The organism is Candidatus Arthromitus sp. SFB-turkey (assembly GCF_001655775.1).
In the GTDB taxonomy this organism is placed as follows: domain Bacteria; phylum Bacillota; class Clostridia; order Clostridiales; family Clostridiaceae; genus Dwaynesavagella; species Dwaynesavagella gallinarum.
On the sequence record NZ_LXFF01000018.1, the window covers coordinates 1 to 24,163 of the forward strand.

The 24,163-nt window shown below is 27.0% G+C and carries 23 protein-coding genes and 3 tRNA genes; 22 read left to right on the top strand and 4 right to left on the bottom strand.

What is annotated here, in order from left to right; genetic code table 11:
- The 4 genes from A6P36_RS03700 to A6P36_RS03715 all read right to left on the bottom strand — a co-directional run.
- On the bottom strand, positions 1–865 hold an 865-nt coding region (locus tag A6P36_RS03700; RefSeq protein WP_156507973.1), incomplete at its 3' end, for a hypothetical protein.
- A 21-nt stretch (positions 866–886) separates the two neighbouring features.
- Positions 887–2,026, bottom strand: a complete 1,140-nt coding sequence (locus A6P36_RS03705) for a hypothetical protein (protein ID WP_066761121.1) — start codon at positions 2,024–2,026, stop codon at positions 887–889.
- A gap of 20 nt (positions 2,027–2,046) precedes the next feature.
- Positions 2,047–3,207, bottom strand: coding sequence for a hypothetical protein (locus tag A6P36_RS03710; protein ID WP_066761122.1), 1,161 nt, complete (start codon positions 3,205–3,207; stop codon positions 2,047–2,049).
- Positions 3,208–3,331: 124 nt separating this feature from the next.
- Positions 3,332–3,428: transfer RNA gene (locus A6P36_RS03715), tRNA-Sec, on the bottom strand.
- 73 nt (positions 3,429–3,501) lie between these two features.
- Here A6P36_RS03715 and yfmF point away from each other — a divergent pair.
- From yfmF to A6P36_RS03825, 22 genes are all read left to right on the top strand, one after another.
- A complete protein-coding gene (gene yfmF, locus A6P36_RS03720) occupies positions 3,502–4,728 on the top strand; it encodes an EF-P 5-aminopentanol modification-associated protein YfmF (RefSeq protein WP_066761123.1) in 1,227 nt (408 codons plus the stop codon).
- A gap of 1 nt (position 4,729) precedes the next feature.
- On the top strand, positions 4,730–5,986 hold the full coding sequence (gene yfmH / locus A6P36_RS03725; RefSeq protein WP_066761124.1) for an EF-P 5-aminopentanol modification-associated protein YfmH: 1,257 nt from the start codon (positions 4,730–4,732) through the stop codon (positions 5,984–5,986).
- Positions 5,987–6,133: 147 nt separating this feature from the next.
- A complete protein-coding gene (rsmH, locus tag A6P36_RS03730) occupies positions 6,134–7,063 on the top strand; it encodes a 16S rRNA (cytosine(1402)-N(4))-methyltransferase RsmH (protein WP_066761126.1) in 930 nt (309 codons plus the stop codon).
- Positions 7,064–7,110: 47 nt separating this feature from the next.
- Entirely contained in the window at positions 7,111–7,539 is a 429-nt protein-coding gene (locus tag A6P36_RS03735; RefSeq protein ID WP_066761128.1) for a cell division protein FtsL, read from the top strand.
- 36 nt (positions 7,540–7,575) lie between these two features.
- A complete protein-coding gene (locus tag A6P36_RS03740) occupies positions 7,576–9,762 on the top strand; it encodes a stage V sporulation protein D (protein ID WP_066761130.1) in 2,187 nt (728 codons plus the stop codon).
- A 63-nt stretch (positions 9,763–9,825) separates the two neighbouring features.
- Positions 9,826–11,286 (top strand): UDP-N-acetylmuramoyl-L-alanyl-D-glutamate--2,6-diaminopimelate ligase, encoded by a 1,461-nt coding sequence (locus A6P36_RS03745; protein ID WP_066761132.1) that lies wholly within the window; start codon positions 9,826–9,828, stop codon positions 11,284–11,286.
- Between the two features lie 32 nt (positions 11,287–11,318).
- Entirely contained in the window at positions 11,319–12,683 is a 1,365-nt protein-coding gene (locus A6P36_RS03750) for a UDP-N-acetylmuramoyl-tripeptide--D-alanyl-D-alanine ligase (RefSeq protein ID WP_066761138.1), read from the top strand.
- Between the two features lie 50 nt (positions 12,684–12,733).
- The gene (gene mraY, locus A6P36_RS03755; RefSeq protein ID WP_066761144.1) at positions 12,734–13,702 is read left to right on the top strand and encodes a phospho-N-acetylmuramoyl-pentapeptide-transferase; all 969 of its coding nucleotides are present in this window, start codon (positions 12,734–12,736) and stop codon (positions 13,700–13,702) included.
- A gap of 15 nt (positions 13,703–13,717) precedes the next feature.
- Positions 13,718–14,875, top strand: a complete 1,158-nt coding sequence (gene spoVE / locus A6P36_RS03760; protein ID WP_066761146.1) for a stage V sporulation protein E — start codon at positions 13,718–13,720, stop codon at positions 14,873–14,875.
- A gap of 22 nt (positions 14,876–14,897) precedes the next feature.
- Entirely contained in the window at positions 14,898–15,677 is a 780-nt protein-coding gene (locus A6P36_RS03765; RefSeq protein ID WP_242861647.1) for a cell division protein FtsQ/DivIB, read from the top strand.
- 100 nt (positions 15,678–15,777) lie between these two features.
- Positions 15,778–16,251 (top strand): cell division protein SepF, encoded by a 474-nt coding sequence (locus A6P36_RS03770; protein ID WP_066761148.1) that lies wholly within the window; start codon positions 15,778–15,780, stop codon positions 16,249–16,251.
- A gap of 3 nt (positions 16,252–16,254) precedes the next feature.
- Positions 16,255–17,031, top strand: coding sequence for a YlmH/Sll1252 family protein (locus A6P36_RS03775; protein ID WP_066761150.1), 777 nt, complete (start codon positions 16,255–16,257; stop codon positions 17,029–17,031).
- Between the two features lie 23 nt (positions 17,032–17,054).
- Entirely contained in the window at positions 17,055–17,741 is a 687-nt protein-coding gene (locus A6P36_RS03780) for a DivIVA domain-containing protein (RefSeq protein WP_082917606.1), read from the top strand.
- Positions 17,742–17,817: 76 nt separating this feature from the next.
- A complete protein-coding gene (locus tag A6P36_RS03785) occupies positions 17,818–18,720 on the top strand; it encodes an RluA family pseudouridine synthase (RefSeq protein ID WP_066761154.1) in 903 nt (300 codons plus the stop codon).
- Between the two features lie 122 nt (positions 18,721–18,842).
- Positions 18,843–19,307, top strand: coding sequence for a cell division protein SepF (locus tag A6P36_RS03790; protein ID WP_066761156.1), 465 nt, complete (start codon positions 18,843–18,845; stop codon positions 19,305–19,307).
- A 151-nt stretch (positions 19,308–19,458) separates the two neighbouring features.
- A complete protein-coding gene (locus tag A6P36_RS03795) occupies positions 19,459–20,619 on the top strand; it encodes an iron-containing alcohol dehydrogenase (protein ID WP_066761158.1) in 1,161 nt (386 codons plus the stop codon).
- Between the two features lie 22 nt (positions 20,620–20,641).
- A complete protein-coding gene (locus A6P36_RS03800; RefSeq protein WP_066761163.1) occupies positions 20,642–21,280 on the top strand; it encodes a GNAT family N-acetyltransferase in 639 nt (212 codons plus the stop codon).
- 137 nt (positions 21,281–21,417) lie between these two features.
- Positions 21,418–22,473 (top strand): S1C family serine protease, encoded by a 1,056-nt coding sequence (locus A6P36_RS03805; RefSeq protein ID WP_191336503.1) that lies wholly within the window; start codon positions 21,418–21,420, stop codon positions 22,471–22,473.
- A 99-nt stretch (positions 22,474–22,572) separates the two neighbouring features.
- The gene (locus tag A6P36_RS03810) at positions 22,573–22,959 is read left to right on the top strand and encodes a hypothetical protein (protein ID WP_066761170.1); all 387 of its coding nucleotides are present in this window, start codon (positions 22,573–22,575) and stop codon (positions 22,957–22,959) included.
- A 104-nt stretch (positions 22,960–23,063) separates the two neighbouring features.
- The gene (gene hslO / locus A6P36_RS03815) at positions 23,064–23,936 is read left to right on the top strand and encodes an Hsp33 family molecular chaperone HslO (protein WP_066761172.1); all 873 of its coding nucleotides are present in this window, start codon (positions 23,064–23,066) and stop codon (positions 23,934–23,936) included.
- A gap of 59 nt (positions 23,937–23,995) precedes the next feature.
- Positions 23,996–24,072: transfer RNA gene (locus A6P36_RS03820), tRNA-Asp, on the top strand.
- 14 nt (positions 24,073–24,086) lie between these two features.
- Positions 24,087–24,162 (top strand) — tRNA-Phe (locus A6P36_RS03825).
- The last annotated feature ends 1 nt before the right edge of the window (position 24,163 follow it).

Consider the following 24,163-nt stretch of genomic DNA (forward strand, 5'->3'; position numbering starts at 1 on the left):
TATATTTATTTTTTAAATATGTATCTTGATTTACTTTTTTTGTTATAGTTACATTTCTATTTTTATCCATTAAGGTTGAAGTTAAAATTTCTCCAGTTGAATTTATGAGAAAAGTATCAGTTCTTCCATCTGTATGCTCAATAATTTTTGTTTTCATATTATCTTCATGTCTCATGATTGATTCTGTGTATCCTGCTGTTTTATTTTTTTCTATTTGAGAGATTAATTTTGAATTTGAAGGATCGTATATAGATGTTTTTTCTATATCGAATTCTTTTGCTTTTTCGTTTGAAAGAGAATATCTTGTTACAGTTATTTTAGGTTCAGGTGATAAAGAAGAAGCTTGAGTGGAAGTTGATGGACCATCTCCAAATTCAAGAATTGTTTTTTTGAAAACATGATGAGGAGTTCCTATACCTTTTTCAGAAGTAACTACTATGTTTTCATTTTCCGTTGTAAAAATAATTTCTTTATCTAAACCTAGTTTACTTTTTGTAAATACTTTAAATGCTACTCCTTCTGATACCAACGTTCTTTGATGTTTTGATGCTAACATTCTTTCAAAATTTGAGTCATTTGTTTTTTTAACTTGTACAGTAGAGGCAGATTTAACTGCAAAAATATCTATTGCCCTTATATTTCTTCCTGAATGCAAAAAACTTGCTTTCAACTTTCCGTTTGGGATTTTGCTAATAAATGCTCCAGTTGGATTTGTAATAACTTCACTTAATAATTGTACCGTTGAAAGTTTAGAATAGGAGTGAAGAGGTGTAGCGTTAGTTGTTTCTTTGTATAACATTAGCATGAGTATATTACTTGAAATAAAAATTGAGCTATTGATACATATTTTTGAGATTTTTTTCATTAGCGATCACCTTTTAAAAAATTAATTAATTCTATATGGATTGTTTAATGGTGCATTGTTTACATCAAAATCTTGTTTTAATATTTCTCCATTAGGAGTAGTAGATGTTATGGATATTAAACTTCCATCATTTCTACGTTCGTAAGTTGTTGTTGAAGAAGATGAAGTTGTTGTTCCAAGACTTGAACCATCAGGAAGTCTATAAGTTGATGTAGTTGAAGTTAAAGAACCGTTTTCATTATATTTTTTTGTTTCTATTGAATTAGGTGTAGTTAGGGTTTCTTCTTCTACTAATAAGTTTCGATTATATTTTTGGCTTAAATATGTGTTAGATTCTAGTTTCTTTGTTATTGTTGTATTTCCGTTTCCATGTTTTGTTTTTGAAAATAAAAGTTCATTATTTGAAGTTAAAAGTGAGGAAGTTGAACTACCATCTGAGCTTTCAACAATTTTTGTTTTTGTATCATTTTCATGGATTATAATTGATTCGGTTTGACCTGTTAATTTATTTTTAGTTGTTTGTGAAATTAATTTAAGAGCTGAAGGGTCGTGTGTAGATATTTTTTCTACATTAAAACTATTGGAAGCTTCATCAAAGGAAGAATATCTTGTTACAGTTATTTTTGGAGTAGAAGATGAAGAAGAGGATTGAGAAGAAGTTGATGCACCATCCCCAAATTCAAGAACTGTTCTTTTTAAAATATAATCAGGAGTCCCAATTCCTTTTATGGAATTGACTATTAAATTTCCATTTTCCATAAAAATATTAATTTTTTTCTTAAGTCCCGATTTACTATATGTATATATTCTAAAATTAACTCCTTCTCCTTCTAATCTTCTTTGATGTTTTGATGTAGATAATGGATAAAAATTTCCATCATGTGTTTTTTTTACATCTACAAGTGCTCCAGCTTTAACAGAAAAAACATGTAGAGCGGTAGTATTTTGTCCAGAATGTAAAAAGTTTCCTTTTAAATTTCCGTTTGAAAGTTTACGTATAAATGCGCTGTGTGGACTTCTAATTACTTCACTTAATAATCTCACAGTAGAAGGTTTTGAGATTGGAGTAGCGTTACTTTTTTCTACGTATAACATTAGCATGAGCATATTACTTGAAATAAAAATTGAACTATTGATACATATTTTTGAAAATTTTTTCATTGGTACCACCTTTTTAAAAGTTAATTTATTTTATATGGACTGTTTAATGGCAGATTGCGTTCATTAAAATCTTGTTTTAATAATTCTCCTGAAGGTGTACGAGTTATTATTGATAATAAACTTCCATCTTGTCTTTTTTCATTTGTTACAATGTATCCGTTTTCGTGAGTTGTAGTTTCTACAGTTTCTCCATTAGCTAGTACATTAATTCTTGAAGTTGAAGTTATTTCTCCCTGTTCATTAAATATTTTTGTTTCTGATGAAGTAGGAGTTATAATTTTTTCCTCCACTAATTTTTTATTAGAATTATATCTTAATTTCGAATATGTATTTTCATTTAATCTAGTTGTTACAACGTTACTTCTATCAGGTTCCGTTACATTTGAAAATAAAGTTTCTCCCATGTGATTGTAAACAAAAGAATTTTTTCTTCCGTCTATATGTTCAACAATTTTAGATGTTGTACCATCTTCATGTTGTGTGGTAGATTCAATTTTATCATGTGATTTAATTTTAGTTACTTGTGAAATTAATTTTAGACTTGAAGCTTCATACACATATGTTTTTTCTGTATCAAAGTTAGAGGATTGTCTATTCGAAATAGAATGTCTTGTTATAGTTATTGTTGGTTTAGATGATGGAGCAGATGCTTGAGATGAAGTTGATGGGGTATTATCATCTAAATTTCCAAAATTAAGAATCGTCTTTTTTAAAACGTGTTGCGGAGTTCTTGCTCCTTTTTCAGAAGTTATTACAATATTTTCACCTTCTCTAACCATGTTAATTTCTTTAATGAGTGAATTTTTACTATAAGTTAAGATTTTAAAAGCACTACTTTCTGCAACAATTATTCTATTTGCACCTTCTGTTGACAAATATTTAAACTTATTATCATGTGTTTTTTCTTGAATTATTGATCTGGGTCTAACAGAAAAATTATTATATGTTGTAGTTGATACTCCAGAATGTATAAAGTGTCCCTTTAATTTTCCGTTTGATATTTTTTGAATAAATGCTCCCATAGGATTTCTAACAACTTCAGATAATAATTGCAGTGTACTAACTTTGCTATAACCCCCAGTTGGAGCGGTATTAGCAGTTTTATTTAGAGAAATTAATGCAATAAAATTTGCTGAAATAAAAATTGAACTTGTTATATGTAGTTTTGAAAGTTTTTTCATTAGTTTCACCTTGAAAATTATATTATCTATAAAAAGTTGATTTGGAATAAATAGTGTGTTAAATTTTAAAAATAAAAAAAGTATACCAATATTAAGTCTGGTATACTTTTATAGCAAAAATATTTGGCGAGAATATGTGGGAATCGAACCCACCCATCGTGGTATTAGCACGACAACACAGTTTTGAAGACTGGCGAGCCCACCAGAACTCATCTATTCTCATATACACTGAGTATTATATTGTATTATGAAAATAATGTCAAATAAAATAATTAAGAGAGGTTTTTTATTTTTATGAATATAAAATTTATAAAAAGTAATAAATTTAAATCTAATAGTATTAGTTTAAATATACCAATTGATATAGATGAAAAAATTACTGATTTAAATTTAGTATCTGAAATGATAAAAATTGGATCTAAAAAATATGATTCCTTAAAAAAATTGTACAGTAAGTTACAAGAAATGTATGGAACTCATTTTAATTGTTATGTTAATAAATGTGGTGAAGTTGCAGTATTTACAATTTATATTGAGTTTTTGAAAGATGAATATATTGATCAAAATACTTCTCTTTGGGATGAAATAATTAATTTTTTACATGAAATTTTTTATAATGTTTTGGAAGAAAAGGGATGTTTTAAAGAAGAGTTTTTAAAAATTGAAAAGGAAAATTTAAGGACAAATATTTTAAGTCTGGTTGATTCTAAAAATTATTATGCTTATGTGAAATGTGAGCAGATTTCAACTAAGAATGAACCTTATGTTAATTATATTTATGGGAATGTAGATAGGTTAGAGAAAATAAATGGAAAAAATTTGTATGAATTTTATCTTAATCTTAGAGAGTTACCTTATTATTTTGTTATAATAGGAAATTTTGATGAAGATAGAATCAAAAATATGTTATATGATAAATTTGGAAAAAGTCTTGAAAGAAAGTTTAATACTGACAATAATAAATTTTTAAAAACTGATTTTACAGAGAGTTATGAAAGATTTGATATAACTCAAACAAAATTAGTTATAAATTTTAAGACTCCTATAACAATATTTAATGGAGATTATTATGCTTTCTTTGTTTTTAATAAAATTTTAGGAAGTGGGTATTCAAAACTTTATAGAGAGGTTAGACAGAAAAGAAGTCTTGTATATTATATAAATTCTTATTATGAAAAATTTAAGGGAATGTTATCTATTGAGTGTGGTATTGATGATAAAAATTTTGATGTTACAAAAGAAATTATATTGTCAGAAATTCAAAACATTTCTAATGGTGAAATAAGTGAAAGTGAAATAGAAAATGCAAAAAGAAGTATAAGAAGACTTTTGATGTCTGTTCAAGATAAAGTTTCATCAATGCATTCTTTTATAGCTCCTTTGTACATATTTAACAAAGAATTTGATATTAATGAATTTTTGAAAAATATTTATAGTGTAGATAAAAATAGAATAATAGATGCGTCAAAACAAATTATAAAATCGGCTATATTTTCTGTAAGACCACTTGAGGAGGAGTAAAATGGAAATTTTTAAAAATGATAGGTTAGGAGAATCTATAAATTTTTTTAAAATTAATGGACTAAAAGTTTATGTAATGGAAAAAAAACAATTTTCTGATATATCTGCATCATTTGTTATAAAATATGGTTCAAATGATGTGTCTTTTAAACTTGAAAGTGAGAAAAATTTTAAAAGATATCCTTTAGGTATTGCACATTTCTTGGAACATAAAATGTTTGATGGTAATGAAAAAGATGAGGTGTTTAGAAAATTTTCAGAAATTGGAGCAGATGTTAATGCCTATACTTCATCTAATATAACAAATTATTATTTTAGTACTGTAGATAATTTTGAAGATTCCATGAGTTATTTGTGTGATATGATTTATGGATTAAAGTTGAATGATGAAAGTATTGAGAGCGAAAAACTTATAATAGAACAAGAAATTAAAATGTACGATGATGATCCATATAACAAAGTTTATAGAAATCTTCTTACAACTATGTATGATGAGCATCCAATAAGAAATGATATTGCTGGAGATGTAAATACAATAAAATTAATTAACAAAGCTCATCTTCAAGATTGTTATGATAATTTTTATGTAAATAATAATATGTTTTTGGTTTTAGTTGGAAATGTAGATGTTAATGAGGTAAAACAAATTTTAAATAAATATATAGTAAATAAAAATGGTAAAAATGTTATTAGAGAAAAGTTTAATGGTTTCAATAAGATTAACAAACATTATATTGAAGAAAAAATGGGAATGAGTATTCCAACAAATATTTTAGGGTTTAAAGATAGCGCAGAGCCTGAGAATTATATAAAGAAACTTATTGTTTTTGAGATGATACATAGACTATATTTTAGAGCTACATCAAATTTTTATGAGAAGATTTATAAAGAAGAGATTATAGATGGAAGTTATTATACAGAATATTTAAATGAATTTGATTATGGACATTATCTTCTTGTTGGAGATGGTGAAAAATTTAAGAAACTTCCTGAAATGCTATTAGATTATTATTCAAAATATGATTTTTCAAAAGATAAAGTAGCTTTTGAGAGAATAAAAAAAGCTATGTATGGAAATTATGTAAATATGTTTAATAGCGTAGATAATATTTCACATTTAATGATTAAGTTAATTAAAAATAATGCAAAATTATTTGATTATTTTGATGAGCTAAAAAATGTAACACTTGATGATGTTGTTTATGAATTTAAAAATATTTTTAAAGAATCCAATATGGTATATTCAAAAGTTTTTTAAATAGGAACCAAACTTTATTTCAAGTTTGGTTTTTTGTTTTATATGGAAAATTTTTCAAAAAAAGTTGTAGAACATAGAGGGTTTTTTTTTATAAAGTAAAAATATATAATTGATTAATAAATTATTATTATGAAATGAGGAGTAATTTTGCAGTTTAATCATTTTTCTGTGATGTTAAATGAATGCATAGATGCACTTAATATAAAGCAAAATGGAATTTATGTTGATTGTACACTTGGAGGAGGAGGACATTCTTCTGAGATTTTAAACAAAATAAATGAATCAGGTAGGCTTATAGCAATAGATCAAGATCAATATGCTATTGATTATTGTAAACAAAAATTTAGTGATAATTTTAACGTAACATTTGTCAAAGATAACTTTAAAAATATTAATTTTGTACTTAGAGAATTAGGGATAAATGGTGTAGATGGTATTTTAATGGATCTTGGAGTTTCTTCATATCAAATAGATACAGATGAACGTGGATTTAGTTATATGCGTAATGGTGAACTTGATATGAGAATGGATAAATCTCAGGAATTAACAGCAAAAATTATAATTAATGAATACGATGAGCAAAAGCTCAGTTACATATTTAAAATTTATGGTGAAGAAAAATATCATAAAAAAATTTCAAATAGAATTGTAAATCAAAGGAAAATTAAACCAATAGAAACAACGTTTGAGTTAGTTAAATTAATAGATGAAATTATTCCGAGATATGAAGTTAAAGGACATTCATCTAAAAAAGTATTTCAGGCTTTGAGGATAGAAGTTAATGAGGAGTTAGATATTTTAGAAAATGCAATAAAAGATGCGGTGAAAAATTTGAATATAGGAGGAAGAATTGCTATTATAACTTTTCATTCATTAGAAGATAGAATTGTAAAAAATATATTTAATTATTTAGCTCTTGATTGTATATGTCCAAAACAATTTCCAATTTGTAAATGTGAAAAGAAAAAGGAAATAAAAATTATAAATAAAAAACCAATTCTACCATCATCTTTTGAAATAGAAAAAAATTCTCGTTCTTCATCAGCGAAATTGAGAGTAGCTGAAAAAATAAATTAAGTAAAAATATATTAATAAGTAATAAAATACTTAAAGGATGAGTATATATGGAAAAAAATAAAAAATCTATAAATAACTTAGAAGAAAAAGAGGTGATGCAAGTAAAAAAGCGTTCGCTAGATATTTATGTTAGACGAAGTTTTTTTTATATTTTTATTTGTTTTATAGTGTGTGGAGCGCTACTTATTTTAAGTAGTTCTACTATTTATAAAAAACAAAGGGAAGTTACAGAACTTAAAAGTAAAATTACTAAAGCAACTCAAGAGTTAGAAAGTTTACAACTTGAAATTTTAAATTTAAAGGGATTCGATAAAGTTATGGAATATGCAGAATATTTAAATATGAATCCACCAAAACTTGGAGAATCAATATTTGTTGATTTAAATAATGATAATTTTAATGTTGAAGAGCAAGAAGAACCAGATAAACCGTTTCTTCTTAAATTATATGACAGAATATTTGGAAAGAAAAATTAATGTCATTGTGAACTTTTATATTTTTAGAGGTGTGTCATGAAAGAAAAGTTTACAGATAAATTTTTAACTAAAAAGAGAGCACTTGTAACTATGTTTATATTCTATTTCCTTATAATTGCAATTGTTGTAAATCTTTTTAGGGTTATGATTATAAAAGGAGAAGAATATTACGCTATTGCTGAAGATCAGTGGACCAGTTCAGTAAAAATTCAAGCAAGAAGAGGAGCAATTTTAGATAGAAATCTTAAAGAGCTTGCTGTAAGTGCGAATGTTTATAGAGTTGACTTAGATTTAAAAACGATTAGAGAATATTTGGAAAAGAATTCTTTAACTTATGAGGATATTGCACCAAAAATAGCTGAAGCTTTGGAAATGAATGTTGAAAAAGTTTTAAAAGTATTAAATACAAAAGACAGTAAGGGAAATCCAGCTGGTTCAGCCTATTTGATTAGAAGAGTTGAGAAACAAAAAGTTGATAAGGTTAAAGAACTAAATATATCAGGTATAATAATTTCTCCAGATACAAAAAGATATTATCCTAATAATTCTTACTTATCTCATGTTCTTGGATCAACTGATATTGATGGAAAAGGATTAACAGGAATTGAGCTTATGTATGATGAAGAGCTCACAGGAGTTGATGGTTTTAGAATAGTTGAGCTTGATGCAAAATCAAGAGATTTACCATATTCCATAAGTGAGTACATAGATCCAATTGATGGTAAGAATGTTGTTTTAACAATAGATGAAAAAATTCAATTTTTCGCGGAAAAAGCTGCAAGTCAAGCACTTATTGATAATCAGGCTAAGGCGGTTTCAATAATAGTTATGAATCCTGAAAATGGTGAGATTCTTGCGATGGTTAACAAACTTGATTTTAATCCTAACACAGTTAGAGATGAAGTTAGTACATATGATGAGCTTCAACAATTATGGAGAAATAGATCAGTTAATGATATTTATGAACCAGGATCAATATTTAAAATTGTAACAGCTATGGCTGCTATTGAAGAAGGTCTTGTATCAGAAAATGATATTTTCCAATGTAGTGGACATAAAGAAGTTGGCGGTAGAGTTATTCATTGTTGGAAAAGAACAGGACATGGAGCTCAAAACTTTGCTGAGATTTTGCAAAATTCATGTAACGTAGGATTCATGGAAATTGGTGAACGTTTAGGTGCTGAAACTTTAAATAAATATATTGAAAAATTTGGTTTTGGACAAAAAACTGGAGTGGATTTACCAGGAGAAGCAAAAGGAATAATAAAGAAAACTGAAAATATTTCTACTGTGGATCTTGCTACAATTTCTTTTGGTCAAACAAACACTACAACACCAATACAATTTTTAGCAGCTGTTAATGCTGTTGCAAATGATGGGGTTTGGGTTAAACCACATTTATTAAAAGAAGTTTCTTATTATGATGATGAATTTAATTATATTGTAGATAAAAAATTTGAAGACTATAGTGAGAGACGTGTAGTAGGGGAAGAAAGTGCAGCTATTATGAGGGAATTACTTGAAAAAGTTGTTTCTGAAGGATCAGCAGGTAGAGCATTTATTGAAGGGTATGAAATTGCTGGTAAAACTGGTACAGCTCAAAAGGTTGATCCAGAGACTGGAACTTATGGAGCAGGAAAATATATTTCGTCATTTGTAGGTTTTGCTCCAGCTAGTGATCCAAAAGTTAGTATATTTATTTCTATAGATGAACCTTCAGCTGGTGAGTATTATGCTGGTGTAATTACAACACCTGTGGCAAGACAACTTTTTTCTGATTTATTTAATTATTTATCTATAGATATTTCTTCAAGTGATGATGAGGTAAGGAAGAGTCTTCTTAAAGATGTTATAATACCAGAAATAAGAGATTTAACAGTCGAAGATGGTCAACAGTTATTAAAAGAGTTGAATTTAGAGTACGAAACCGTTGGAGAAGGAGAAAAAATAGTAGATATTACGCCTAAACCAGGGTATTCAGTAAAAGAAGGAACCAAAGTTGTTATATACAAAGGTGATTCTTCACAGATTGATAAGCAAGTATTGATGCCAGATTTATACGGCTATAGTAAACAGGGGGCTATTGAAATTTTAGAAAGTATTGGATTAAAATACAAAATCGTTGGGGAAGGTCTTATGGTTAGTCAAAGTATTGAAGTTGGTAAGATAGTCCAGCGAGGAGATACAGTAGAATTAACTTTTAGTGTTAAAGATATTCATTAGACAGTTTATAAAAATTAGAGAAGGGTTTTTAATCCTTCTTTAATTTATCAATTAGGAGGACGAATGAAATTAACAAAATTATTTGATGGATTTAAATACAATGTGGTTTTGGGAAATGATGAAATAGAAATTAGCAAGATTACTGATAATACCAATGATGTTTCTGAGGATGATGTTTTCTTTTGTATAAAAGGATATAATTTTGATGGACATAATTTTATAGATATTGTTTTATCCAAAGGAGCTAAAGTAATTGTTATAAATAATGATTTTGAAAGTAAATTGCCAAATGATTTGGATTGTGTTGTTATTTCTGTTGATGATACTAGAAAGGCTTTATCGATTGCCGCTATTAATTTTTATGGAAGATTACATGAAAAGTTTAAAATTATAGGAGTAACAGGTACCAATGGTAAAACAACAACAACTTTTATACTTAGAGAAATTTTTAAAAATGCTGGATTTAAAACAGGAATTATAGGAACAATAAGCAATTTTATTAATGATAAAAAGGTAAAGTCAGAGAGAACAACTCCAGGAGCTTTACAACTTAATGAATTGTTTAATGATATGTTTAAAGAAAATGTGGAGTATTGTTTTATGGAAGTTTCTTCACATGCGTTGGAACTTAATAGGGTATACGGTATTCAATTTGATTACGGTGTTTTTACAAATCTAACACAAGATCATTTAGATTTTCATAAGAATTTTTCTAGTTATTTTGATGCGAAGTTTAAGCTTTTTGAAAATAGCAACAAAAAAATTATTAATAATGATGATTTATATGGGAAAAAAATTATTGAAAATATTGATTCTAATGTTATTACATATGGGATAAAAGAAATAAAAAGTGATTTTGTTGCAAAAGATATTGATTTTAAAAATGATGAAACTAAGTTTGTTGTTTATGATAAGTTCGGTAAAGAATATGAGTTTGAATACAATCTTGTAGGAAAATTTAATATTTATAATGCGCTTCCTTCTATAATTATAGCTTTAAATGAGGGAATATCTGTTAACGTTATAAGAGAGAGTTTGAAAAATATTTTTGTTGCTGGAAGACTTGAAAATGTTTCTAAAAAATATAATTTGGACTGTGATATTTATCTTGATTATGCACATACGCCAGATGGTCTTGAAAATTGTCTCTCTACTCTCAAAAAAATTTCCAATGGAAGAATTATTTGTGTTGTAGGATGTGGAGGAGATAGAGATAAAGAAAAGAGGCCTTTAATTGGAAAAATAGCATCTGAACTTAGTGATTATGTTTATATAACTTCAGATAATCCTAGAAGTGAAGATCCAGAAAAAATTGTACAAGATATAGTATCTGGAATAGAAAAGTCGAATTATGAAGTTGTAATAAGTCGATTTGATGCGATAAAAAAATCTATAAAAAATAGAAAAAGTAATGATATAATTTTGATAGCAGGAAAAGGACATGAAGATTATCAAATTTTAAAAGACAAAGTTATACATTTTGATGAAAGAGAAGTCATAGATGAAATTTTAAAAGAAAAATAATTAGATATTTTATTTTAAAAGGGTGATATGAAATGACTTTAAGTTTACAAGAAATTTTGAATTGTTTGTCTGGGACTTTATTGTTGAAGGGTAAACAAGAAAAATTTAATAAAATGTCAATTGATACAAGAAATATTACTCAAGAGGAAATTTTTTTAGCTATAAGTGGTAAAATTTTTGATGGAAACAAGTATGTTCTAGATGCTGTAAAAAAAGGAGTCAAGCTTTGCATAATAGATAAGAAATATTTTGATAATGATGTTTTTCAAGAGTTTGATGTTTCGGTTATTTTAGTAAAAAATACTCTTGATGCTTTGGAAAAGTTGTCTATTTATGTAAGATCTAAATTGAGTATAGATATTATAGCTATAACAGGTTCGGTTGGAAAAACTACAACAAAAGAGTTGGTCTATGATTTTTTAACTTCAAAATATAAGGTTTATAAAGTGTTTGGAAATTTTAATAATCACATAGGTATGCCAATGTCTCTCATAAATATTGATGATGATTCAGAAATAGGTGTTTTTGAGCTTGGTATGAGTGGATTAGGTGAAATTGATTATCTTACAAAAATTTTAAAACCTAAAATTGCAATTATAACCAATATAGGTGTAAGTCATATAGAATTTTTAAAAACTCGTGAGAATATTTTGAAAGCTAAAATGGAAATCACTAATTATTTTGATGAAGATAATATTCTTATTTTAAATAATGAAGATGGTTTATTGAAAAATGTTAATACATTTAAATTTAAAATTTATAGAATAGGATTTTCTGAAAATTGTGATTTGTTTGCAAAAAATGTTTGTTTAAGTGAGCAGGGAATAAAATTTTATTTTACATATAACGGTGAAAATGAAGAAATTATGTTACCTATACTTGGGAAGCATAATGTTTTGAATTCGCTTATAGCTTTTAAAGTTTGCGAGATTTTTAAAATACCTATTAATTTGATAAAAAGTAAGTTTGATGTTTTAAGTTCGTCATCTATGAGACAAGAAATTTTGAAATATAAAGATATGACAATTATAAATGATTGTTATAATGCTAGTCCTACGTCAATGAAAAGTAGTATTGATGTTTTAAGTTTATATTCAAATGAAAAAGTTTGTATTTTAGGGGATATGGCGGAACTTGGAATTAAATCAGAATTTTATCATAGTGAAATTTCTGAGTATGCAAATTATAAGATCGATAAGTTAATTGCTATAGGTAAATATAGACAGGCTTATTGTGAAAAATTTAGTGATAAGAGAAATTGTTTTTGTTTTGAAACTATCGAAGATTTTGAAAAAAATGTGAGGGATATATTAAAGGGAACAGAAACAATTTTAATAAAAGCTTCACGTTCATCGAGGTTTGAAAAAATTATAAACATTCTTAAAGATAAATTTTAAAAGTATGAGGGGGGACTTTCACTTATCTTTAGATAAGTTTAGGGTACATAATGAGAGTTGTTATAGAAATGTTTCTTCCTTTAATAAGTTCGTTTATTTTAGCGTATTTGTTAGGAAAAATATTAATTCCAATATTACACAGGATGAAATACGGACAAAGTATAAGAGAAGAAGGACCTAAAGCTCATATGAAAAAACAAGGTACTCCAACGATTGGAGGACTTATTTTTATAATATCAACTTTTATAGTAACAATTTTATATTCTGTTTTTTATGTTAAGACTTTAAAAAATGACGCTGTTATTATATTGTTGATATTTTTAGCATTTGGTTTTGTGGGTTTTTTGGATGATTATTTAAAGATAAGAAGAAAAAAGAATTTAGGACTTAGAGCTTATCAAAAGATGATTTTGTTAATGCTTATTACGTTTGTAATATATGTTTTTTCAAAAGATACATTAGGTACAAATTTATATATACCTATTTTAAATGTTAATATTAATTTATATTATTTGTATTTACCTTTTTTATTTATTTATTTTACAGGTGTAACAAATGCCGTTAATTTAACAGATGGATTGGACGGATTAGCTACAACTGTAACAATAATTGTTTTAATATTTTTGTTTTTAATTAGTTTTGTATTTGGAAAAGTTGATATAGGAATTTTTGCTTTTATTTTAATTGGTTCATTAATGGCATTTTTGATTTTCAATGTAAATCCAGCTAGAGTATTTATGGGAGATACTGGATCACTTGCTTTAGGTGGTGCTGTTGCATCTATTTCATTTTTGTTGGGTATTGAAGTGGTTTTAATTTTGGCAGGAATAATTTATGTCATTGAAGCTTTATCCGTTATTATTCAAGTTGTTGTATATAAGTTCACAAGAAAAAGGGTATTTAAAATGGCTCCTATTCATCATCATTTTGAACACTTAGGATGGAGTGAAAATAAGATTGTATATGTTTTTGGAGCAATCACTTTAATAGCATGTATTATATCTTTTTTATTGTTGTGAAAGGAATGACATTATATGGAAAACAAGGATAATGAATTAAATCATAAAACCAGAATTTCAAGGCTTTTCAAATTAAATAAAGCAAGTGGTGAGATTGATTATGTTCTTTTTTACACAGTAATATTATTGGTTGCGATAGGTGCTATTATGATTTATAGCGCAAGTTCTTATAGAGCTGCAAATGAACTTCAAGATAGTATGGCTTATTTAAAGAAACAATTAGTTTTTGTTGTAATTGGTGGTATCTCTATGTTTTTTTTCATGACATGTGATTATCATAAATTGAAAAATTCAAAATTGGTTGTGTTTTTAATTATTGTAACTATTACGCTTCTATTATTGGTATTTTTATTTCCACCAATAAACGGTGCTCAAAGATGGATACAACTTGGTCCATTATCATTACAACCTTCTGAGATGGCAAAATATGTTGTAGTGGTGTATTTAGCACGGAGTTTGGATAAAAAGGGTGATGAAATAAAAAGTTTTTGGAAGGGAGTATTTCCTACATTATTAGTGGCTGGAATTTTTGCAGGACTTGTATTAGCGGAGAAAAATTTAAGTATAACATCAGTTATAATGTTTGTGGCGTTTATATTAATAACAATTTCTGGAGCGAGAAAGAGACATTTATTAACTCTTGGTGGAGTTGGATTATTGGCAGGTATATCTTTGATTTTTGTTTCGCCATATAGATTAAAAAGACTTTTGAGTTTTTTAGATCCTTGGGCTGATCCAAGAGGTGATGGATATCAACTTATTCAATCATTACTCGCGCTTGGTTCTGGAGGTTTTTTAGGTTTAGGTTTTGGTATGTCAAGACAAAAAGCTTATTATTTACCTGAACCACACAATGATTTTATATTTTCAGTTATAGCAGAGGAAACAGGATTTTTAGGCGGTATAATATTAATTTCTCTTTTTGTGGTGTTAATATGGAGAGGAGTTATTATTGCTATAAAATGTAAAGATAATTTTGGAACATTGTTAGCTATGGGAATAACTTCTGTTATTGCAATACAAGCAATAATAAATTTAGCTGTTGTTACTGGTAGTATGCCAGTTACTGGTGTACCATTACCATTTATAAGTTATGGAGGATCATCATTGTTATTTAATATGACAGCTATGGGAATTCTTTTAAATGTATCTAGAAATAGAGTTAAGTGGTAATAAAAATTTTATGAGGTAAATTTTGAATAGTAAGTTTAATGAAAAAAAAATAATGAATAAGAATAGATTAATAAGACGACGACGAATCTTTTTTTTAAGAAGAATGGTTTTTATTTTTTTAGTCTTTATAATATTTATGTTGGTTTTGGTAAATTCTCCGATTTTTAATATAAAACATTTAAAAGTTGCGGGAAATAAAATTTTGTCAGAAGAATATGTTTTGCAAGAATTAAATGAAGTTTTTCACGAAAATATTTTCTTTTATTCAATAGATTCAGAGCTTACTGCTTTGAGAGAAAATAGATATGTTGAAAATGTAACTTATAAAAAACAGTATCCAAATACTTTAAATATTATTTTAGACGAAGTAAATGTTGATTACTACATTTATTACAATGGTGAATATTACATATTTGATAGAGAATCAAAACTTATAGATATTTTGGATTATAAACATGATTTTCAGATTTTAGAAATTGTTGGTGTGAATTTTCCATCTGATTTAAAAATTGGACAGACATTGTTTGCAGAAGGTAGTAGAGAAATTCATTGGATTAAAAATTTAAGTGAGCTACTTGATTTAAACAAAAGTAATATAAATTTTGATTATGTAGATTTGACAGATATTCATAATGTTGTTCTTGGTTATAATGATATTCAAATTAAAATTGGAAATAATTCAGAGCTGAGACAAAAATTAAATAATGCTATAAATATAATTAATTCAAATCAGAAGTTTAAAGATATGAAAGGTTATATAGATGTAAGATCTAAAAATTATCCTGTAATTTCGTTAGAATAATAATAAAAAAAATAGTAACCTTAAAGAAGGAAATAAAATGTTTTTGTAGAATAAATTATCGTAACGAAGTGAATTTTATGGGGGAAGGTAGGAAAAAAATATGGCTTTAAGAAATGCAGCTGAAAAAGTTTGGGGTTTTTTTGGTTTGAAAGATGAATATGAAGACGCTTTTGAAAATGATATTAAACAAAAAAATCATGACGAAACTTTTTCGATGAATAAGCAAAATAATCAAATTGAATCAACAAATCTAAATAATAAAGTTGTAAATCTTCATTCAGGTGCTAATGTTGCGAAAATGACAATAATAAAACCTGTAGCTTATGAAGAAGTTTTAGGGATTTGTGATGATCTTAAAAATAGAAAAATTGTTATTGTAAACGCAACAATTTTGGAGCCTAAAGTGGCTCAAAGAACTGTAGACTTTTTATGTGGTGCTAGCTATGCTCTTGATGCAGAGTTTCAAGAAGTTGAAAAATCTATTTACATATTGGCACCTTCAAATGTTGAAGTTACGAATGAGTTGAAAAAAGAAATTCAAACAAAAAGTAGTTTGTTTAGTTGGGCTAAGTAAAAATTGTTAGCAAAAAATGATTTTGTGAAAAGTTGCGGTAAATATGTTGGAAATATAGACAAGCTATATTTAACTTATGTTACTGCATTTAAAAGTGGAAGAGATATAGTTACAAATGAATTTTATGAAAGTTCTATTTGTAACTTATTGCGGTGTTTTTCTGTTAATCTTGGATTAAATGTATTTAGCTATGGTTTTTCAGATGATACTGAAAGAAGTTTAATTGCTTTTAGTATGGGAGATGAAAATATTTCTATTTTTGATGATGTAGCTAAAGTTTTGAAAATTTCTTATAACAACAAATTTAACAGTTTATCTCATAGAGATTTTTTGGGAAGTATTATGTCCTTAGGATTTACTAGAGATAAAATGGGAGATTTAATATTAGAAGGTAATTGTGCATATGTTCCTGTCGTAATAGATTTTGTAGAATATATTATTCAAAATTTAAAAAAAGTTAGAAATGTACCTATTAGTGTTAGTTTAGAATTGTTTAACAGGTTACCTCAAAAGAGATTTGAAATTTTATATAAAGTTGTAGCATCACTTAGAATTGATGGAATTGTATCTGCTTTAACAAATCTTTCAAGAGAAAAATCAAAAAATCTAATTCAAAATAGTAAGGTGAAGTTAAATGGAATTTCGGAATTAGATGTAGATACGAAAGTTTGTGAGAATGATATAGTTGTTATAAGTGGTTATGGAAAATTTAAAATTAAAGAAAGTTTAGGTAGCACAGCTAAAAATAAAATTAAACTTGTTATAGACAAATTTATTTAAATAAGAGTTTTGAGGTGAAGAGTGTGAAATTAACTCCAGTTGACATTACAAACAAAGAGTTTAGAAAAATGCTTAGAGGTTATGATCCAGAAGAAGTTGATGAGTTTTTGGATCAAATAGTTGAAGATTATGAGGAACTTTTTAAAGAAAATTCTCTTTTAAAAGAAAAGATTAATGCTATGAATGAAAAGATTGAGCATTATTCTAAAATTGAATCAACAATACAAAATACTTTATTATTGGCTCAAAATGCGGCTGAGCAAGCTAAAGTTTCTTCTCAAAAAGAGGCGGATATAGTTATAAAGCACGCAAATGATTCTGCTAAGAAAATCTTAGATAAAGCTCATACTGATGTTGTTTCAATTACTCAAGAGTATGATAGATTGAAACAAGAGTTTGTTAAGTTTAGAGCTAAATTTAGAAATTTTATAACTGTACAAATGGAAACATTTGAAGATTTAGAGAAAGATTTTATAAAGAATTATAATTTAAATCAAACAAGTGATTTTGATAAGATTAAAAGTCAAGAGTCAAGAGAAAATAATGATTTTGAATTGAATTCAGAAGTTAGTGAGAATTTTGAAAAAGATAGTTTTGTAGATGTTCAACCATTTGAGTCAGATGATAAGACATCGTCAAGATTTAAAAGTTCAGAAGAAGTTGATTCAGATCTTGAAAATATAAAGAAATTTTTTGTGAGTGAAACGTAGAATTATTTCAATTTGCACCAAGGTAGTTGTTTTCCTTAGGTGCCTTTTGTTTATATAGATTTTTAGGTAGAGTGTTATGAAAAATGTAATTATTGATGATGAAAAGTTTTTGAATACTAGATTAGATAAATTTGTTTTAGATTATTTTGGAGAACAATACACAAGAAATTTTATTCAAAAATTAATTTTAGATGGAAAAATTACAGTCAACGATGAGTGTGTTAAAACAGGATATAAATTAAAATTAAATGATAAAGTTTGCATTTCAGATTTTGAAGTTAAGAGACTTGATATTATTGAACAAAATATACCTTTAGATATTGTTTATGAAGATAGTGATATTATTGTTGTTAATAAAGAGCAAGGTATGATAGTGCATCCAGCACAAAATATTTATGTGGATACTCTTGTAAATGCGTTAATGTATCATTGTAAAGATTTATCAAGTATAAATGGAGTTGAAAGACCTGGGATTGTACATAGAATTGATAAGGATACTTCTGGGCTTTTGGTTGTTGCTAAAAATGATTTTTCTCATAAATTTTTGAGTGAACAATTTAAAGTGCATTCAATAAGAAGGGAGTATGTTGCTCTCGTTCATGGAGTTATGAAAAATTATAGAGGTAGGATTTGTAATAATATAGGAAGACATCCAAAAGATAGAATTAAAATGGCGGTAACTTTAAATGGAAAAAATGCGATTACAGAATATAGTGTTTTGAAAAAATATTCAAAATGTTCGTTGGTTTTATGCAAACTTCATACGGGAAGGACACATCAAATACGTGTACATATGAGTCATCTAGGGTTCCCTATAGTTGGAGATCCTGTTTATGGTTTGAAAAATGATAAAATTTATTCTTTAGGTCAACTTTTGCATGCAAGGGTTATAGGATTCATTCATCCAAGTACGAAAAAGTATATGGAATTTAAGGTAAATCTTCCAGATTATTTCAAAAATATCATATCTAACCTTTAAAAAATATTATCATTTTAGAAAAAATATATTTCTTTTAATCGGATAACAATAGTATAGACTAGTTTTACTTAATACACTTTTTGATTATACACGTAGTTTTTGTTTCAGAGGAGGAAGTATTTATGGGATTGAAAAATGCAGCTGATAAGGTTTGGGGTTTTTTTGGACTTAAAGATGGTGAATTTGAGTTTGATGATGAAATGAGTGAAGAAATGGATATAAAGAGTGATTCAAGCAAAGATTTTGGTAAAGTTACTAATTTTAAATCTATTATAAATAAGAATGACGGAAATTTTTATGGTGATACAAAAATGCGAATTGTAAAGCCAGTTGTATATAGTGATGTTCTTAACATATGTGAAGATTTAAAAGACAGAAAAATTATATTGATAAATACAACTTCATTGGATACTAAAATAGCACATAGGATGTTAGATTTTTTGTGTGGAGCTAGTTATGTTTTAAATGCAGAACTTCAAGAAATAGAAAAGGGAATATATGTTTTTGTGCCTTTTAACATAGAATTAACTTCTAAAAGTGAAGAAGAGCACGATACTAAGAAGACAATTTTAGAATGGAACAAATAGTACATAAAAATTTTTGAGATGGATTGGAGATTTTATAATTTAATTTTCAATCCATTTTTAGTTTTTTAAATTTGAAAAATTATTTTTGTTGTTTTGTAAAAATCATTAAATTATAATTTAAATTATATATTTTAGAAATGGAGTGATCGTTATGAATTTTTTATTGCATAATCCAACAAGACTACATTTTGGAAAAGGAAAATTGGAAAATTTAAAAAATGAAATTAAAAATGGAACTAAAGTATTATTGACTTATGGTTCTGGTAATATAAAAAAGTTTGGTTTATACGATGAAGTTTTAAAAATTCTTAAAGAATTAAATTGTGAAGTACATGAACTTAGTGGTATAGAACCTAATCCTAAGCTTTCAAGTGTTAGAAAAGGAGTTGAAATTTGTAAAAATAATAACATAGATTTAATTTTAGCTGTTGGTGGTGGAAGTGTAATAGATGCTTCAAAAGCAATTTCAATTGGAGCAAAAAGTAATTGTGATGTTTGGGATTTAATTATAAAGAAAGAAACTCCAAGCGATAGAGTTCCTCTTGGAGCTGTATTAACTTTGTCAGCAACAGGAACAGAAATGAATCCAAATAGCGTTATAACAAATGAAGAAACAAAACAAAAAGTTGGATTTGCACATCCTCCGTACACATTTCCGGTTTTTTCAATACTAGATCCTACTAATACATTTACAGTGCCAAGAAATCAAACAGTAAATGGAATTGTAGATACAATTTCTCATTTACTTGAGCAATATTTTAATAAATCTGAAAATGGAGAGCTTGTAGATAGATTTTGTGAATCATCTATATCTTACATGATGGAGATTGCACCAAAATTATTAGAAAATTTAGAAGATTATAGTTTGAGAGAAGCTATGATGTATACATCTTTTGTTGCTCTTAATGGAAGTTTATCTGTTTGTGGTGGTGATTGGTCTACTCATGGTATTGAACATTCTGTAAGTGGTATATTTGATATTTCTCACGGAGAGGGACTAGCTATAATTACGCCACATTGGATGAAATATGTTGCTAGGAAAAATCCAAGTAAAGTTATTAAACTTGGAGAAAGAGTTTTTAAACTTAAAAAAGAAGGAATTAGCGATATAGATTTTTGTGATAAGGTTGCTGATAGTTTTAAAAACTTTTTCAAACAAATTGGTGTTTCAACTTCACTTAAAGAATGTGGTATAAATGAAGAAAGTTTAGAGGATTTAGTTGAAAATACATTTGTTTTAGGAGATGTTATTGGAGAGTATGTTCAATTAAGAAGAGATGATGTTAGAGAAATTTTAAAAATGAGCATGTAAAAAATTTTTAAGAGGTATATTTGTGAAAATAAACATAAGATATGAATCTGAAAAAGATTTTAGAAAAGTTGAAGAAATAACAAGAGAAGCATTCTATAATTTATATGTTCCAGGATGTGAAGAACATTTTCTTATTCATAAAATAAGAGAGCATGAAGATTATATAAAGGAACTTTCATATGTTATAGAAGTTGATGGAGAAATAATTGGGAGTATATTTTATACTCGTTCTAAAATTATAGGAAATAATGGAGTTGAAATGGAAACTATAACATTTGGACCAGTTTCAATACATCCTAAATATCATAGAAAAGGATTTGGTAAAAAATTAATAACCTATTATATAGAAAAAGCTAAGAAATTAGGATACAAAGCTATAATAACCTTAGGTTATCCATATCATTATGAGTATCTTGGATTCTTAGGAGGAAAAAAATATAATATTTCCATGGAGGATAGGAAATTTTATAAAGGATTATTAGTGTTACCGTTATTTGAAAATGCTTTAAATGGGATATCGGGATATGTTAAATTTTCAGAAGTGTATAATTGTAAAGAAGAAGAAGTGATAGAATTTGATAATACTTTTCCTTTAAAGGAAAAATGTTTTAAAGAAAGTCAGAAAGAATTTCAAATCGCTTCTTCAATGATTGATGAATAATAAAATTTATGAGATGAATAGTTTATTCATCTCTTTTTATTTTTTAATAATAAAATAAAATTTAGTTAATAATTATAGAAGTGCAATATTTTAAAAAGTAGAAAATTTTTATGTATATATTGGAAGGATGTGTAAATTTGGAATATAAAAATTTTAAGTTAGTCACATTTTTTTTATTTATAATTGGATTTAGTTTAGGCGCAATATTTTACGGAAGTATAAATGTAGTTCGTGGAAGTGATGTTTTAGTTCAAAATGAATCTTTAGTTAATGAAAATGAAAGTTCAGATTTATTTTCAAGAAGTAAAAGTATTGCAGATGTAGTTGAAGAGGTTAGTCCTGGAGTTGTTACTGTAAGTGTTAGTTCTATAGTAAATTCTTACAGAGGAGTTAACGAAGTTAGTGGAATAGGAACAGGTTTTTTTATAAGTCCAACGAAAATTTTAACCAATCAGCACGTTGTTTTAAATTCATCAAATGTAAAAATTGTTTTGAATGATGGAAAAGAAGTTGAGGCTAGAGTTGTAAATACTGATCAAGTTAATGATATAGCACTACTTGAAGTTACGACACCGGGTTTTGAAAATTCTACAGTTTTAAAAATGGGTTCTTCTGAAGAAATGAGAGTTGGTGATTGGGTAATTGCAATTGGAAGTCCACTTGATTTATCTTTTAGTGGAAGTGCCACAGTTGGAATAATTAGTGGATTGTCTAGAACTTTTGAAACGAGATATGGAGTATCTACATTTATTCAAACAGATGCAGCGATTAATCCTGGAAATAGTGGGGGACCTCTTTTGAATTTGAATGGAGAAGTTATAGGGATAAATACGGCTAAAATTGATGTTGATGGTGTTGAATCAATAGGGTTTGCAATACCTATAAACTTTGCGGAATTAAAACTTGAAGAATTAAGCCAGTATGTAATAAATCTTGGTATTGCAGGAGTTGATATTGATGAGCAAACTTTTGTAAGATTTGGAGTTCCTACAGGAGTTTTTGTAGTTGAGGTTGAGAGAGATTCAATTGCTCATAAAATTGGAATAATACCAGGAGATATAATAGTTAATTTTAATGGAGTTGAAATTAATTCTATTGAACAAATTAATGAATTGAAGAAGAAAGTTGAGGATCAAATTTCTATTGACATTATAAGAAATGGTAAAATTATGAAATTAAATCTTAAAATTTAATGAATAAAATTTTTAAAATTTCAAAAAATAGAATCATCTGAACGTTAAGGTTTTGATGGTTTTATTTTTTTTACATATAAAGTTAAGGAGATCACATATATGAGAAATAGGATTTTGAAAATTTTATCTTCGTTGTTATTAGTTTCATCTATATCTTTAAATTTTGTAGCATGTTCATCACAGAGTCAACAAGAAGAGCATAATAGAGTAAGTAGAAAACCACAAGTTTCTATAGGTGGTACTTCTGATTCTGAAACTCAAACTGAAAGTTTATATACTCATGGAGAAATAGTTACTCTTGCTGATGGAAGTAAATTGAAATATGACGAAAATGGAAATCATGAAATAGTTGAACAAGGGGAAGGAAAAGTTATAATTTTTAAAACAGTTACACAAGATGAGCTTGATAGTTTAGAGCCAAATCAAAAAGCTTTAGTTGAAAGACAAATGCAATCAGATCCAAATGGATTTTCATTAGTATATTAAAACATCTGTTGTTTGCAGATGTTTTTTTATTTTATAAATAATCTTGAAAAATTCAAAAAAAAATGTAGAATTAACTTATTATATTCTACAGGAGAATTTTTTTAATGAGAGATAAAATTATAAAAGCTGTGGCTAAAAATGAAACTATAAGAATTATTGCTTGTAGTACAACTGATTTAATTAATCATATAAAACAAATACATAAATTAAATGAATTAACAACAATTGCATTTGGTAGATTAATGACAATAGCTTCAATGATTTCTTCAACAAATAAAGTGTTATCAGATACAATTGTTATAAAATTTGAAGGTAATGGTCCATTGAATAATATGAGTGCTATAACACGTGGAGATGGAACTTTAAAAGGTTATATATCAAATTCCAATGCTTTTGTAGATAGTTTTAAAATGAATGATTTGATTGGAGAAGGATTTTTGACTATAACAAAAGATTTAGGTTTAAAAAATCCTTATACAGGAAAAGTTCCACTATATAAAAGTGATGTTTGCAGTGACTTATCGTATTATTACACTTTGTCTGAACAAACACCAACGGCAATTTCAGTTGGTATAGATATTAATGAAGATTTTAGTATTAAAAATTCAGTAGGAATAATGGTGCAAATGTTGCCTGGAGCCGATGAAATGTTATCGGATATTATTTCATATAGATTTGAAGATTTAGGAAGTATTGTTTCAAATTTAGAAAAAGGAAAGACAATTTATGATATTTTAAATTTTATGTTTGATGATATGGACATGAAAATTATAGAGGAAAAACCTATAAATTATAAATGTGATTGTTCAAGAGATAAAGTTGAGAGGGCGTTAATTAGTATAGGAAAAGATGAATTGAAAAAAATTATAGATGATAATAAAATTGAAACTATAGTTTGTGATTATTGTAAGACAGAATATATATTTGAAAATAAGGATATAAAAAATTTATATAATATAATTTTCAAAAAAGGTTGACAAGTAATCAAAATACAAATATAATAATTTTTGTAAGTGTGATTATGATTTAGTTAGTTGGCCCAGTAGCTCAGTTGGTTAGAGTGCTGGCCTGTCACGCCAGAGGTCGAGGGTTCGAGCCCCTTCTGGGTCGCCAATTTTCTATTTCATGGCTGGATAGCTCAGTTGGTAGAGCAGAGGACTGAAAATCCTCGTGTCGCTGGTTCGATTCCTGCTCTAGCCACCAA

Coding starts and splice junctions, on each gene's coding strand:
- A6P36_RS03750 (WP_066761138.1), top strand. CDS start 11,319: ATGACTTTAAGTTTACAAGAAATTTTGAATTGTTTGTCTGGGACTTTA.
- A6P36_RS03705 (WP_066761121.1), bottom strand. CDS start 2,026: ATGAAAAAATTTTCAAAAATATGTATCAATAGTTCAATTTTTATTTCA.
- A6P36_RS03735 (WP_066761128.1), top strand. CDS start 7,111: ATGGAAAAAAATAAAAAATCTATAAATAACTTAGAAGAAAAAGAGGTG.
- A6P36_RS03710 (WP_066761122.1), bottom strand. CDS start 3,207: ATGAAAAAACTTTCAAAACTACATATAACAAGTTCAATTTTTATTTCA.
- A6P36_RS03770 (WP_066761148.1), top strand. CDS start 15,778: ATGGCTTTAAGAAATGCAGCTGAAAAAGTTTGGGGTTTTTTTGGTTTG.
- A6P36_RS03785 (WP_066761154.1), top strand. CDS start 17,818: ATGAAAAATGTAATTATTGATGATGAAAAGTTTTTGAATACTAGATTA.
- hslO (WP_066761172.1), top strand. CDS start 23,064: ATGAGAGATAAAATTATAAAAGCTGTGGCTAAAAATGAAACTATAAGA.
- mraY (WP_066761144.1), top strand. CDS start 12,734: ATGAGAGTTGTTATAGAAATGTTTCTTCCTTTAATAAGTTCGTTTATT.
- yfmF (WP_066761123.1), top strand. CDS start 3,502: ATGAATATAAAATTTATAAAAAGTAATAAATTTAAATCTAATAGTATT.
- A6P36_RS03745 (WP_066761132.1), top strand. CDS start 9,826: ATGAAATTAACAAAATTATTTGATGGATTTAAATACAATGTGGTTTTG.
- yfmH (WP_066761124.1), top strand. CDS start 4,730: ATGGAAATTTTTAAAAATGATAGGTTAGGAGAATCTATAAATTTTTTT.
- A6P36_RS03795 (WP_066761158.1), top strand. CDS start 19,459: ATGAATTTTTTATTGCATAATCCAACAAGACTACATTTTGGAAAAGGA.
- A6P36_RS03740 (WP_066761130.1), top strand. CDS start 7,576: ATGAAAGAAAAGTTTACAGATAAATTTTTAACTAAAAAGAGAGCACTT.
- A6P36_RS03810 (WP_066761170.1), top strand. CDS start 22,573: ATGAGAAATAGGATTTTGAAAATTTTATCTTCGTTGTTATTAGTTTCA.
- spoVE (WP_066761146.1), top strand. CDS start 13,718: ATGGAAAACAAGGATAATGAATTAAATCATAAAACCAGAATTTCAAGG.
- A6P36_RS03790 (WP_066761156.1), top strand. CDS start 18,843: ATGGGATTGAAAAATGCAGCTGATAAGGTTTGGGGTTTTTTTGGACTT.